Annotated in this window: 10 protein-coding genes and 1 tRNA gene; 2 read left to right on the plus strand and 9 right to left on the minus strand. The window is 66.7% G+C overall.

Annotation, left to right across the window (positions count from 1 at the left end; all coding sequences use genetic code 11):
• Window positions 1–53 precede the first annotated feature (53 nt).
• Entirely contained in the window at window positions 54–1337 is a 1284-nt protein-coding gene (locus FOC67_RS05085; protein WP_009315323.1) for a virulence factor family protein, read from the minus strand.
• A gap of 1 nt (window position 1338) precedes the next feature.
• Window positions 1339–3984, minus strand: coding sequence for a bifunctional lysylphosphatidylglycerol flippase/synthetase MprF (gene mprF, locus FOC67_RS05090; RefSeq protein WP_009315325.1), 2646 nt, complete (start codon window positions 3982–3984; stop codon window positions 1339–1341).
• A gap of 248 nt (window positions 3985–4232) precedes the next feature.
• Here mprF and FOC67_RS05095 point away from each other — a divergent pair, with 248 nt between their 5' ends.
• Entirely contained in the window at window positions 4233–4592 is a 360-nt protein-coding gene (locus FOC67_RS05095) for a hypothetical protein (RefSeq protein WP_009315327.1), read from the plus strand.
• A 14-nt stretch (window positions 4593–4606) separates the two neighbouring features.
• On the opposite strand, the gene FOC67_RS05100 is transcribed toward FOC67_RS05095, so the two are convergent.
• Window positions 4607–4921, minus strand: a complete 315-nt coding sequence (locus tag FOC67_RS05100) for a transcriptional regulator (RefSeq protein WP_003109929.1) — start codon at window positions 4919–4921, stop codon at window positions 4607–4609.
• A 178-nt stretch (window positions 4922–5099) separates the two neighbouring features.
• Window positions 5100–5176, minus strand: a tRNA-Met gene (locus tag FOC67_RS05105).
• A 146-nt stretch (window positions 5177–5322) separates the two neighbouring features.
• On the opposite strand from FOC67_RS05105, the gene dinB reads away from it, so the two are divergent.
• Window positions 5323–6372 (plus strand): DNA polymerase IV, encoded by a 1050-nt coding sequence (gene dinB, locus FOC67_RS05110; protein ID WP_003109930.1) that lies wholly within the window; start codon window positions 5323–5325, stop codon window positions 6370–6372.
• A 6-nt stretch (window positions 6373–6378) separates the two neighbouring features.
• Here dinB and FOC67_RS05115 read toward each other — a convergent pair whose 3' ends face one another.
• From FOC67_RS05115 to gacS, 5 genes are all read right to left on the minus strand, one after another.
• Window positions 6379–8307, minus strand: a complete 1929-nt coding sequence (locus FOC67_RS05115; protein ID WP_003109931.1) for a sulfatase-like hydrolase/transferase — start codon at window positions 8305–8307, stop codon at window positions 6379–6381.
• A 112-nt stretch (window positions 8308–8419) separates the two neighbouring features.
• Window positions 8420–8827, minus strand: coding sequence for an META domain-containing protein (locus FOC67_RS05120; RefSeq protein WP_003086021.1), 408 nt, complete (start codon window positions 8825–8827; stop codon window positions 8420–8422).
• A gap of 67 nt (window positions 8828–8894) precedes the next feature.
• Window positions 8895–9320, minus strand: a complete 426-nt coding sequence (locus FOC67_RS05125; RefSeq protein WP_003086023.1) for a hypothetical protein — start codon at window positions 9318–9320, stop codon at window positions 8895–8897.
• Between the two features lie 35 nt (window positions 9321–9355).
• Window positions 9356–10345, minus strand: coding sequence for a 2-hydroxyacid dehydrogenase (locus FOC67_RS05130; RefSeq protein ID WP_003086027.1), 990 nt, complete (start codon window positions 10343–10345; stop codon window positions 9356–9358).
• 2 nt (window positions 10346–10347) lie between these two features.
• Window positions 10348–13125 carry a two-component system sensor histidine kinase GacS gene (gene gacS / locus FOC67_RS05135; RefSeq protein WP_021264334.1) on the minus strand — a complete coding sequence of 926 codons (2778 nt, stop codon included), beginning with the start codon at window positions 13123–13125 and terminating at the stop codon, window positions 10348–10350.
• Window positions 13126–13159: the final 34 nt, after the last annotated feature.

A 13159-nucleotide genomic window follows, 5' to 3' on the forward strand; every position in this document is an offset into this window, starting at 1 on the left:
AGCTGGCGCCGGCCGGGGACAAGAAGGGCGGAGCGGGGAGAGCTTGATCGCGATCAGGCGTCGGGAGCGTTCTCGCGGTCGCGGATGGCCTGGAGCATCTTCTTCGCCAGGGACAGGTAGTCCTCGTCGAAGTGGTGGCCGCCCGGCAGTTCGAGCTTCTCGCCGACGGCCTGGGGTTGGGTACAGCCGCTTTCGTCCTTTTCTTCGGCGCCATAGATGCAGAACACCTTGGCCGCCGGCAACCTGGCCATTTCCGGGCCGGTGGCGGCTTCCTCGCCGGCCTTGCCCAGCCAGCCTTCCACTTCGATCTCGAAGCTGCCGGTCCGCGCCAGCGCCAGCAGCAGCATGGCTTTCACTTGTTGCTGGTCCTTTCCGGGCAGGCGGTTGTAGATCGCCGGCAGGATGTCGGCGCCGAACGAGTAGCCGGCCAGGACGAAACGTTTCGCGCCCCACTTCTCGCGGTAGTGTTGCATCAGCTTGGAGAGGTCGGCGGCGCTCTGTTCCGGGCTCTTGTGTTGCCAGTAGTAGCGCAGGGTGTCGATGCCGACCACCGGGTAGCCCATGCTCGCCATATGCTCGGCAGAGTCCTTGTCCAGGTCGCGCCAGCCGCCGTCGCCGGAATAGAACAGGGTGACGATGTCCGAGGGTTTCGCCGCGGGGACCTCGAGTACCGGCAGGGCCTCGGCGTTGCCTTGCAGTTGCAGGCGCAACTGATGGGCGAGCACGTCGGACAGCGGGGTGTCGTAGTCGCTGATGCTGGTTTCCGCGCTCGACTGCTTGCGGACGAAGACCGCGGTGTCGTCGTCCGGGTTGTCGTTCCAGGCCAGCAGCCACTGGCCGTGCGCCGCCTGATGCGGCAGCGGGGCGTCGCAGTCGCGCTCGGCCAGGGCAATGTCGAAGCCGACCGAGAGCGCCTTGGCCTTGTCGTCGTCCTGGCTGGCGAGCCAGCGCCAGGCGGTGGTCGAGCCCGGGCCGATGCCGGCGACCAGGTTCGGCTTGCCGCCGAGGCGGGCAATGACCGCTTCGAGCCGGGACTGCTGCGCCCTGCAATCGCCGTTTTCCGGGGGGAAGTACTGGATCACCCGGGCGGCGCTGTCGTGAGCCAGGTTCAGCATCTGGGCGTCGTTCAGTTGCTGTTCGGGGGCGGCGATCACCACCACCCGCGAGCGCGGCTTCTCGCCGGGTTCGGCAAGGGTGGCGTGGCCGCCGTCGTCGAGGTCCAGGGCTTCCAGTTTCGCCTGGGCCGCCGGTCGGCTCCAGAGCAGCAGGGCGGCACCGACGATCAGCACCAGGGCGGCGACCAGAAAACGGCGCCAGTGACGTTTCACGACAGACATATCAGCGTTTCACCAATCCAGTCAGGCCGCCGGCGATCAGCGCGGCGGTATCGGCCAGGGCCACCAGCGGGTCGAGCCCGGCTGGCACGGCCAGGTAGCGGGGTTCCCAGTCGGGCTGGAACTTGTCCTTGAAGCGTCGCAGCCCCTGGAAATTGTAGAACTGTTCGCCCCGCCGGAAGACCAGCGCGCCCAGGCGCTGGGTCAACGGCGCGCCGCGCCTTGGCTGGAGCCCGGCCAGCGGCACCATGCCGAGGCTGAAGCGCGCGTGGCCCTGGGCCTTGTAGTGGAGGATGAGGCCGAGCATGAGGAACTCCATGGTCAGCTTCGGCGCGTCCGGGTGCACGCGCATCAGGTCGAGGCTCGCCAGTTCGCGGCTGTCGGTTTCCAGCAGGTTGGCGAAGGCCACCGGCTTGCCCTGGTGGCGGACGATGGCGATGCGGAAGAAGTTCAGGTACGCCGGGGTGAAGCGGCCCAGGGAGAAGCCTTTCTCGCGCACCTGCTTGCCGCCCAGCCAGGCGTCCGATATCGCCTTCAGCTCGTCCAGCGGAGCCTGGCCCGGTTCATGGAACTCCAGGGCCAGGCCGTCGCGCTGGCCGCGGTTCCAGGTGTAGCGCAGGTCTTTCATTTCCTTGCCCTTGTTCTCCAGGTCGAAGCGCAGCAGGTCGACTCGCGCTTCTTCGCCGAGCTTGAGGGCGGTCAGGCCGATGTCCATGTAGAACGGCAGGTTCTCGGCACGCACCTGGTAGAACACCGGGCGGGCATGGTGCAGGTCGCAGAGGTCGCGGAACTGCCAGATCAGTTCGGCGCGCTGCATGGCCGGGCCGATCGGGTCGTACAGGGCGATCATGCTGCGACCGCGGCGGGCGTACATGAGGAAAGCGTCGTCGCCCTCATGGAAGAGCAGGGCCTTGTCGCCGGTCAGGGCCAGGCCGCCATCCGGCTGGTCCGAGTGGCGGATGATCCGCGCCGCGCGCTGCAGCTCTTCCGCGTCCGGCTCGCGGATCGCCGGCGGTGCCGCGCGCAGCAGCCAGCCAAGGGCCAGGGCCAGGAGCAGCAGGCAACTGCCGAGGGCGGCGCGCAGGGCGCGCGGGGCGTCGGCGTCCAGGGCGAACTGCCACCAGAGCTGGTTGCTGTAATGCACGTCCTGGTTGGCGAACAGCAGCAGCCAGACCGAGGCGCCGACCACGCAGATGCTGGCGCCTACATAGAGCGGCGAGAAGGGTACTTCCATCAGCCGGCTGGGACGGTAGAAGGAGCGGCGGAACATGGCGAGCAGCGCGGCGGTCAGGCTCAGCAGGCTGGCTTCTTCCCAGTCGAAGCCTTTCAGCAGCGAAAGCAGGGCGCCCACCAGCAACAGCACCAGGGTCAGGGCCCAGGCGGCCGACAGCCGTCGGCGCAAACCCTGCGCGAGCAGCAGGCAGAGCACGCCGATCAGGCTGGCGACCAGGTGCGAGGCATCGATCAGGCGATGTGGAATGAGGAAGCCGAGGTGCTCCAGGCGGGTGTCGATCGCCGGTGTGGCGCCGGAAAACAGCAGCACGACACCGGAGAGGAAGACCAGGATCGCCAGGATCGGTGCGGCGAAACCCGAGGCGACGCGGATCGCCTGGCGCGTCACCCACAACCGGCGCGCTTCGAGGAACAGCAACAACAGGCAGGCCAGCAGCAGCGGCAGCACCACGTAGATCAAGCGGTACAAGAGCAGGGCCGCGGCCAGCGGCGCGGCGCCCAGTTGGCCGGCGAACGCGGCCAGCAGCACCGCCTCGAACACCCCGACTCCGCCCGGTACGTGGCTGAGTACGCCGGCGGCCAGGGCGAGCAGGTAGACCAGCAGGAACGCCGCGAAGGGTGGGGTTTCCGGCAGCAACAGATAAAGGACGGTAGCGGCGGCGGCGACGTCGAGGGCGGTGATCAGCAGTTGCAGCAGCGACAGGCGCAGGCCCGGCAGGCGCAGGCTGCGGCGGCCGAGGCGGACCAGCAGGCTGTCGGGGGACGGCCGTTCTCCCGGCAGACGGTGCCGGGCCAGGAACGCCACCAGGCCGACAGCCAGCGACAGGACGGCGATCGCGATGACGGCGACCAGGGCGTGGGGCAGGTGCAGCGCCGATGCCGCATCGTCGAGGTCGCAGAGTGCGGCGAGTGCCGCCAGCACCGGCAGTGCGCAGCCCAGGGAAAGGCTGGCAAATAGCGTCATCCGGGCAATTTCGGCAGCGCCGATGCCATGCCGGGAATACAGTCGGTAGCGTACGGAGCCGCCGGAAAGCAGCGACAGACCTACCGCATTGCCGATGGCGAAGGCGCTGAAGCCACCGGTGGCCAGGCTGCGCATGGGCAGCGTGACGCCAGCGAAGCGGCTGGCCGACCACTCGTAGCCGAGCAGGATGACGAAGCCGAGGGCGGTCGCGCCCAGGGCGCCGAGCAGCGCCGGCCTGGGCACGTCGGCGATGGCATCGTGGAGGGCGCCGGGATCGATCTCCCGTAGCAGGTGGTAGCAGGCCACCAGCGCCAGGCCGAACAGCAGCAAGGTGAAGACCAGGCCGATGGGCTGGCGGTAGGCGGTAATCCGATCGATCAGCCGGATGCGTTGTGGGGACGCGGGAGAGCTGGGTGGAGCGGGATGTTCTGGAACGGGAGCGTCGGTGCGCATCAGCCACCTCATGGGAATTTGCGCGACAGAGTATGGCCTCTCGGGCGAGTTCCCAAGTGGTCGCAGCAGATTTTTTCTGTGCGGGGCGGCGTCCTGTCACAGGGAGAAGACCGCCGGGTTTTGCAGGAGTTGCGTCGGCGAAGTGGCCGAAGGCCATTTGCTGGTGTTCGTTCAGCGATGGTTCAGCTTGCCGTGGGCATAGTGGCGGCTTGCACTGTCCGACCATTTCCGAGGGGGGAGGGGTGACGATGATCCAGGCGGGCATTCATGTCGGCGCCGGAGTCGTGCTGGGCGTGGCCGCCGGATGGTGGCTGGGGGATTGGGAACAGTCGTTGCAGGTCAAGGATTCGGTGGCGCGGGTCGATTGCCTGTTGTACGGCGTCCTGCTGGTGGTGTTGCTCCGCCACGACGGTTGGTTGCGCCGCCTGGGCCTGCTGGGCCTGGGGCTGTTCTGCGGTTTCCTGCTGGTCTATTCGGTGAATCCGGCAAGCCTGTTCGCTGCGAAAGAGTCCTGGAGCCTGGCGCGGATCTCCATGCGGGCCTTCGGTCCGCTGGTGATGCTGGTCGTGGGGATGGCCTGCGCGCGCCTGGCACACGAGTTGCGCTGACGCAGGCGTTGCGCTCACGCCGGAGTCAGGTGACGCGATTCCTCGCGGTATTCCTTCAACCAGCGCAGCACTTCCACGGCCTCCCAGCGAGAGGGGTCGTACAACGCATAGATCTCGCCCTGGTAGCCGACCACATCGAGCGGCCGGTGGAAGCCGGCGCGCTGGAACAGCGCCTCGATCTCGGCGAAGCAGGTGTTGAAGTGCACGCGGGTGAACGGCGTCTTGCCGTCGGTGACCAGGCCGTCCATCTGCAGTTCGTCCACTGCCTGGCGGATGTCGTCGAGTCCCATCCGGTTCACGCTGCGCTTCAATTGTTCGACGTTCAGCATCTGTCTGTCCTTTCCGTATCCGTTACCGAGCATTCATCGAAGGCTGAGCTGGCTGTACGAATATACAGTTAAATGTGCGATGATGCGAGCGAACGGAGGGCGAGGCGATGCAGTGGAACAGGAGGGGCGGAATGCAAAAAGCCCCGGCGCTATCGCTAGTGCCGGGGCTTTTCGAATGTGGTTGCGGGAGCTGGATTTGAACCAACGACCTTCGGGTTATGAGCCCGACGAGCTACCAGACTGCTCCATCCCGCGTCTGTGTGGGCGCATTCTACGGACTCTCGTCGGGCTGTCAATCGATTTTTCGAAAAAAGTGTTTTTTCTTCAAATGCTTAGCGCTTGCCCAATGTTAGAATTCAGCGCTCCGGGGCAGGCCCGGCGGGGCTTGTAGCGAGATTCCGGTGCGGAAAATCATCCATATAGACTGCGACTGTTTCTACGCCGCCCTCGAGATGCGCGACGACCCCAGCCTGCGCGGCAAGGCGCTGGCGGTTGGCGGTTCGCCGGACAAGCGCGGAGTGGTCGCCACTTGCAGCTACGAGGCGCGAGCCTATGGCGTGCGCTCGGCGATGGCCATGCGCACGGCGCTCAAGCTGTGTCCCGATCTGCTGGTGGTGCGCCCGCGTTTCGATGTCTACCGGGCGGTGTCGAAGCAGATCCATGCGATCTTCCGCGATTATACCGATCTGATCGAGCCGCTTTCGCTGGACGAGGCCTACCTGGACGTCAGCGCTTCGCCGCATTTCGCCGGTAGCGCCACGCGGATTGCCCAGGACATCCGCCGCCGGGTGGCCGAGGAGCTGCACATCACCGTTTCGGCGGGCGTCGCGCCGAACAAGTTCCTGGCCAAGATCGCCAGCGACTGGCGCAAGCCGGACGGGCTGTTCGTGATTACCCCGGAGCAGGTCGACGGGTTCGTCGCCGAGTTGCCGGTGGCCAAGTTGCATGGCGTCGGCAAGGTCACGGCGGAGCGCCTGGCGCGGATGGGCATCCGCACCTGCGCCGACCTGCGCCAGGGCAGCAAGCTGAGCCTGGTGCGCGAGTTCGGCAGCTTCGGCGAACGCCTGTGGGGACTGGCCCATGGTATCGACGAGCGACCGGTGGAAGTCGACAGCCGGCGCCAGTCGGTGAGCGTCGAATGTACCTTCGATCGCGACCTGCCGGACCTGGCGGCTTGCCTGGAGGAACTGCCGACCCTGCTCGGGGAGCTGGACGGACGCCTGCAACGCCTGGATGGCAGTTATCGGCCGGACAAGCCGTTCGTGAAACTGAAGTTTCACGATTTCACCCAGACCACGGTGGAACAGTCCGGCGCCGGGCGCGACCTGGAGAGCTACCGGCAATTGCTCGGCCAGGCCTTTGCCCGTGGCAATCGTCCGGTGCGCCTGATCGGCGTCGGCGTGCGCCTGCTCGACCTGCAGGGCGCCCACGAACAACTCAGGTTGTTCTGATGCTCCTCATGGCCTCAACGAAGTCGCGAGGTTCCGCGGCGACGGCTCTTCCCCTACCGGCAAGGCGCTGAAGCGGCCGAGATCCTGCAGCAGTTCCAGGCGTGCTGCACGGAGTGGGCCGCGTATGGCTTCCTGTTGTTCCACGTCGAGCGGGCGGTCGTCGCCATCGCTCACCGGACCGTGGTGACGGTCCGCGCCACGCAGTGGGAAGCTCACCTTGAAGCCTTCGCCCAGGTAGGCGATGCGCGTGGTATCGGCGCTCACCGCATAGTCGCGATGGTAGTCCGCTGCGAGCAGGTCCTGTCCCAGCGAGTAGTCGCGGGGCGGATTGCGTACGCCCAGCAGCGGCAGGAGCGTTGCGGGCAGGTCGATGTGGCTGGTGATGCCGCGGACGGCACGGGGCGCCTGTCCGGGAATGCTCAGCACGGCGACGGTGCCGGTCTGGTAGCGATTGAACTCGGTATTGTGGCCCCAGCGCGAGCGTTCCATGAACTCTTCCCCATGGTCGCCGAGCACCACTACCGCGGTGTTTTCCAGCAGGTGCTGGTTTTCCAGGTGCTGCAGCAGGCGGCCGATCTGTGTATCGACTTCGCGCACGGCATTCAGGTAGCGGTTCTTGATCAGCGGCATCTGCGCCTGGAAATCGGTGGTCAGGTAGTTGAAGTTGACCAGATAGGGGCGGATTTTCGCGGTCTCGTCGCGGAAGCTGTAGTTGGCGTGGCTCGACTCGAGGAACAGGCAGGCGAAGAACGGCCGGTCGGGTAGTCGGCGATCGACGAAGCGCAGCAGGTCGTCGGTGTTCCGGGCGTCGCGCTGCCAGGCAGGCTCCGGGCTATCCAGCACGTGCAGGTCCTGGGGGCGCAGGTTGACGAACACGCTGCGGTCGAAGGGCGGATAGCTGAAACGTTGCGCGGCATTGATCCGGAACTGGTAGTTCTGCTGCCTGAGTACCTCCATGAGCACCGGCGGCTGGCCAGCCTTCAGCACGGCGTCCCAGTAGCCGCCGTGCAGCCCGTAGAACATGCCGAAGACGCCCATCTGGGTCAGGTTGCCGCTGCTGTAGTGGTTGTCCAGGCGGATTGCCCGGTTGGAGAAGTCCCACAGCCTGGGCATGTAGCGCGGATCGAGCATGTCCCCGCGGAGCGACTCGGCGACGATCCAGACGATGTTCAATGGGTGCGCCGGGGCGCTGATCTCCAGCGGCCGGAGCGGATAGTGCAGGTCGCTCTGCTGCTGGAGCAGCTCGCGCTGGGTGGGCGTCGGCTGGATGCCCAGGCTCCTCGCCAGGCTGCGGACGGTCAATGGCAGGTACAGCGGATAGCGTTCGCTGGCCAGCAGGATCGGCCGGTAGTCGCGCAGGGAGCTGAACGCATAGGCCAGGCGTTCGCCCAGGGCCAGGCAGAGGAAGGCCGCCAACAGGTAGCGCCAGGCGCGCCGAGGGAGCGCGGGAAGGCGTTCGCGGCTGACCTGGCAGGCGCTGTACAGCAGCACCTGCAGACAGAGCAGGGCCAGGGCCGCCAGGCTTGCGCTGAGCAGGGTGCCGTCGCCGCTGCCGAGGCTGGAGAGGCCGCCGGGCGAGACCAGCAGGCCGATGCTGAAACCGTTGAGGTGGAATCCGTACAGGTCGTAGAGGGTGCGGTCGGCGTAGAGCAGTATCTGTACCGCCGCGCTGCCGACGATGGCCAGCACGCCTGCCAGCCACGGACTGAGGCGCACGGGAAGGCGATCATGGAAATGCAGGAGCAGTCGGCAGGCGAGGTACACCGGGACTATATAAAGGAAGGCGTAGCTCAGGCTGGCAGCGACGCTCCAGAGCGGCAGCCAGGCGTCGTCGAAGACGATCCCGTCCTGCAGGCGCAGCACCTGCCAGAGCACCACCAGCCACGACAACAGAAAGAAGCGGTTGAGTGTCTCGGTGCTGGGTGGGGCGAACATCAAGCGTCTCCGGGCGAGGATGCGGAAGCCTAGGGACGTGGTGGTCAAGCGGGAATGAAATGGATGTCAAAAAAATGTAAACGGGCGGCGCCGGGCAGCGCCGCTTCAGGCTTCAGTCGTGCTCGGGGACCAGGCGCAGCGGCTTGCCTTCGGCCGGCCACAGGCGCAGCTCGTCGGACGGCGAAATGTCCCAGTGCTGGACGCTCTGCAGCAGGGCCAGGAAGCGCCGTTCCTGCTCCATGATCTCCGCCGCGCACAGGCGGCGGGTGCTGCCGATGGCGCCGAACTGAAGGAGGTCGTCCTGCAAGGTGTAGCTGGCGAACCAGTGGTTGCAGCCGCCGTTGCCGAAGGCACGGCCCTGGCCGTCGAAGGTCAGGCTGATGTGGCTGTAGTCCATCGTCGGTTGTGCGCCGACCCAGTCGACCTGGTAGGCCTGCTCGGTTTCCAGGGTGGTCTCCTGGCTGGCGCAACCGCCCAGTACCAGGGCGGTGGAGGCGAAGAGGGCGAGAGAGGGTTTCATGGCGTTTCCTTTGCGCATTTCGTACGGGCGATAGTTCACAGACCGTCGGTCGGACGGAGCGTTCGCCCTACTGGCATTTCGGGCACAGGTGCTTGCCTTCGCGGCTGCTCCAACCCAGTTCGTGAATGCGCTCTTCGGCGGCCGGCGCCAGGGCCTTGCGACCGAGACTGGCGTCCACGGCGAACTCGAAGTCGAGACGAGCCTGGCACTGGTCGCAGTCGACCTGCCAGGTATGGATCGCCAGTTCGCGGAATGCCGGGCCGCGGGCGACCGCCAGCCACTGGCCGGGTGGGTTGATCAGGTGGCGAACCTTTTCCACGGTCAGGCGCATGCTCAGGGTCTTGCTGCCCTTGAGGCTGACCAGCAGCACGTCGTCGGCCTTGATCGAGCCGCCGGTGCCGGTGACCTGGTAGCGCCCCGGGGAGAGCGCGCGGCATTCGTTGAGGGTGTATTGCGGGTTGAGCAGGGTGTAACGGAAATCGTGTTCAGCCATGGAGCCTCCAATCAGCCGCGCATGCTACCACGCCATCAGGCCCGGACCCGATTGCGTGGCGTCCCGTCCTGCCAGGCGGCGATGTTGTCCAGGGTGGTGTCGGCGATCGCCGCCAGCGCCTCGCGGGTAAGGAAGGCCTGGTGGGCGGTCACCACCACGTTGGGGAAGCTCAGCAGGCGTGCCAGCACGTCATCCTGCAGGGGCTGGTCGGAGCGATCCTCGAAGAAGATATCCGCTTCCTCTTCATAGACGTCCAGGCCGAGGTAGCCCAGTTGTCCGCTCTTCAGCGCCTCGATCAGCGCCGCGGCGTTCACCAGGGCGCCACGGCCGGTATTGATCAGCATCGCGCCGGGCTTCATCGTCGCCAGGCGCTGCGCGTCGATGAGGTGGCGGGTGTCGGCGGTCAGCGGGCAATGCAGGCTGACGATGTCGGACTCGGCGAGCAGGGCGTCGAGCGCCAGGTAGCGGCCACCGAGCGCTTGGATGCGCGGATTGGGATAGGGATCGTAGGCCAGCAGCTCGCAGCCGAAGCCGGCCATGATGCGGGCGAAGGTCTCGCCGATCTGTCCGGTGCCGATCACTCCCACGCGTTTGCCGTGGAGGTCGAAGCCGGTCAGCCCATGCAGCGAGAAATCGCCCTCGCGGGTCCGGTTGTAGGCGCGGTGCAGGCGCCGGTTGAGCGTCAGGATCAGGCCGACCGCGTGCTCGGCGACAGCGTGCGGCGAATAGGCCGGGACGTGCACCACCGGCAGGCCGAGCGCTTCGGCGGCGGCCAGGTCGACGTGGTTGTAGCCGGCCGAGCGCAGGGCGACCAGGCGCGTGCCGCCGGCGGCCAGGCGTTCCAGCACCGGCCGCGAGAGGTCGTCGTTGACGAAGGCGCAGACTACTTCGAAGCCCTGGGCGAGGACCGCCGTGTCCGCCTGCAGGTGGGCCTGCTGGAAGTGCAGTTCGAAGCCGTGCCGGTGGTTGCTGGCCTGGAAGCTCTCGCTGTCGTAGGCCTGGGTGCTGAAGAACAGGATGCGCATGGTCAGAGTTCGCTGGAGTCGAGGCTGGTGGAGGACAGGTGGGTGGTGGCCGAGGCAGTGTCGGCCAGGGCCTCGATGGCCTTGTCCAGCTCGTCCAGGGCCGCGGCCGCCGCCGGATCGTTCTGCTTGAGCAGGGTTTCGCTGGTCTGGCAGGCTGCGCGCAACTGCGGCACGCCACAGTAGCGGGTGGCGCCATGCAGCCGGTGGACCCTCTCGAGCAAAGCGGTGCGGTCGTCGTTGTCGCGGGCCTGGCGAATCGCCTGGCGGTCCGCCGCCAGCGAGGCCAGCAGCATCGCCAGCATGTCGGCGGCGAGGTCGGCCTTGCCGGCGGCCAGGCGCAGCCCTTCCTCGGGGTCGAGCACGCTCAACTGGCCGAGCTGCGGCGCACGGCTCATGCTGGCCAGCGACTGGCCCAGGCTCAGTCCCGTCCACTTCAGCACTACCTGGGCCAATTGCTGTTCGTCGATCGGCTTGGTCAGGTAGTCGTCCATGCCGGCCTGCAGCAATGCGCGCTTCTCGTTGGAAAGCGCATGTGCGGTGAGCGCGATCACCGGCACCGGGCTGACTTCCCGCTCGGCCTCCCAGCGGCGGATCGCCTCGGTGGCCTGGCGGCCGTCCATGCCGGGCATCTGCACGTCCATGAAGACCAGGTCGAAGCGCTCGCGCTGCACCACCTCGAGGGCTGCGTAGCCGCTGTCCACCGCGGTGACCTGGGCGCCGAGGTCGCTGAGCAGGGTCTGCACCAGCAGCAGGTTGGCCGGGTTGTCGTCGACGCAGAGCAGCCGTGGCGGCCGTCCGGAAACCATGGCGTGGGGCTTGTCGCTGCGCGTCGGGCGGACCTGCAGCAACTCCTGCAGCTTGCGTTGCAGCTTGCGGGTGCAGGCGGGCTTGGCCTCGACCTGTTCGTCGGGCAGGGTCGCGTGGTATTGCGCCTGCTCGGTGGTCGGGCAGAGCACCAGGGTCTTGCAGCCGAGCCGTTCGAATTCCCAGAACGACTGGCTCAGCTCTTCCGGCGGATGGATCGCGGCCGAGACGCCGAGCACCGCCAGGCTGATCGGCAACTGGTCGGGCGGCGGGTTGCGCAGGCTTTCCTGGAGGCTGTCGAGGTCGGCGAATTCGCTCACTTCCAGGCCGAAGTCGGTGAGCTGGTGGTGCAGCGAGCGGCGCGTCAGCTCCTGCGGTTCGAGCAGCGCCACGCGCTGGCCCGCGGCCCAGGAGGCGCCTGGCTCCTCGTTGTCGTCGCGACTTTTCGGCAGACTCAGGCTGATCCAGAATTCGGCGCCTTCCCCAGGCGTACTGTCGACGCCGATCTCGCCGCCCATCTGCTCGATCAGGCGCTTGGAGATCACCAGGCCCAGGCCGGTGCCACCGGCTTGCCGCGACAGTGAGTTGTCGGCCTGGCTGAAGGCTTTGAACAAGGCCTGCTGGTCCTCCTCGGAGAGGCCGATACCGGTGTCCTGGACGCTGATCCGCAGCTGCGCGCGGTCGTCGCTTTCGTCCTCGAGCATGGCGCGTACGGCGACGGTGCCGCCCTGGGTGAACTTGATGGCGTTGCCGACCAGGTTGGTGAGGATCTGCTTCAGCCGCTGCGGGTCGCCCTGCAATTGGATCGGGGTATCCCGGTAGACCAGGCTGACCAGTTCCAGTTGCTTCTCGTGGGCGGCCGGAGCCAGCATGGTCAGGGCGTCCTGGATCAGGTCGCGGAGATTGAAGGGGAGGTTTTCCAGAACCAGCTTGCCGGCCTCGATCTTCGAGAAGTCGAGGATCTCGTTGATGATCCCCAGCAGGCTTTCCGCCGATTTCTGGATGGTCGTGAGGTAGTCCTGCTGGCGCGGGCTGAGCTCGCTCTTCTGCAGCAGGTTGGTGAAACCGAGGATGCCGTTGAGCGGGGTGCGGATCTCGTGGCTCATGTTGGCGAGGAACTCGGACTTGATCCTGCTCGCCTCCAGGGCCTCCTTGCGCGCCAGGTCCAGCTCGATGTTCTGGATCTCGATGGTTTCCAGGTTCTGCCGTACGTCCTCGGTGGCCTGGTCGATGTTGTGCTGCATTTCCTCCTGGGCGCTCTGCAGCGTTTCCGCCATGCGGTTGATGCCGGAGGCCAGTTCGTCCAGCTCGTTGCTGCCCATCGGTGGCAGGCGGGTTTCCATGCGGCCTTCCTTGAGCTGGGCGACGCCCTGGCTGATCAGTTCCAGCGGCGCGTTGATCGCGCGACTCATGCGCAGGGCGAGGAGGGCGGTGACGCCGAGGCCGGCTGCGATCAGCAAGAGGCTGGTGAACAGGCTGCGATATCCGCGCAGCAGAGTCCCATGGTGCGACAGTTCCAGTTCGACCCAGCCGAGTACGCGCTCGTCGTCAGGCTCGGTGGCGCCGGACAGGCTGTGGTGGCGGCCAAGAACCGGTAGCAGGAAGTGCGTGGTGTCCAGTTCGGTGGACATGCTCAGATGGCTGGCGTCGCCGGCCGGGGCGACGGTGAGCATGCTTGGCCCGGCATGGGCGAGGCGTTCCTGGCGGGCGTCGAGGAAGGTCACCGCGCGCACGTCCGGTTGGTCCAGCGCCTCGTTGGCGATGCGGTTGAGCACGGCGGTATCCTTTCGCGCCAGCGCGGTGGCGGCCAGCGGCGCCAGTTGTTCGGCGATCAGTTGCCCGCGCTCGATCAACTGGGCGCGCATGTCGGACAGCTGGACCCAGGTGAAGTAACCGCCAAGCACCATCGCCAGCAGGCTGGTGGGGAGCAGGGTGAGCAGCAGTACGCGCCCCTTGATGCCGAGATCCTTGAACACACGTCTCTCCGTCGAGCCAGATCGGGATGGCCGA

Source organism: Pseudomonas sp. FDAARGOS_761, from assembly GCF_013343155.1.
In the GTDB taxonomy this organism is placed as follows: domain Bacteria; phylum Pseudomonadota; class Gammaproteobacteria; order Pseudomonadales; family Pseudomonadaceae; genus Pseudomonas; species Pseudomonas aeruginosa.

Bases quoted from the DNA above. Each gene is read 5' to 3' on its own strand.
- FOC67_RS05085 (WP_009315323.1), bottom strand. From the start codon at position 1,337: ATGTCTGTCGTGAAACGTCACTGGCGCCGTTTTCTGGTCGCCGCCCTG.
- mprF (WP_009315325.1), bottom strand. From the start codon at position 3,984: ATGCGCACCGACGCTCCCGTTCCAGAACATCCCGCTCCACCCAGCTCT.
- FOC67_RS05095 (WP_009315327.1), top strand. From the start codon at position 4,233: ATGATCCAGGCGGGCATTCATGTCGGCGCCGGAGTCGTGCTGGGCGTG.
- FOC67_RS05100 (WP_003109929.1), bottom strand. From the start codon at position 4,921: ATGCTGAACGTCGAACAATTGAAGCGCAGCGTGAACCGGATGGGACTC.
- FOC67_RS05115 (WP_003109931.1), bottom strand. From the start codon at position 8,307: ATGTTCGCCCCACCCAGCACCGAGACACTCAACCGCTTCTTTCTGTTG.
- FOC67_RS05120 (WP_003086021.1), bottom strand. From the start codon at position 8,827: ATGAAACCCTCTCTCGCCCTCTTCGCCTCCACCGCCCTGGTACTGGGC.
- FOC67_RS05125 (WP_003086023.1), bottom strand. From the start codon at position 9,320: ATGGCTGAACACGATTTCCGTTACACCCTGCTCAACCCGCAATACACC.
- FOC67_RS05130 (WP_003086027.1), bottom strand. From the start codon at position 10,345: ATGCGCATCCTGTTCTTCAGCACCCAGGCCTACGACAGCGAGAGCTTC.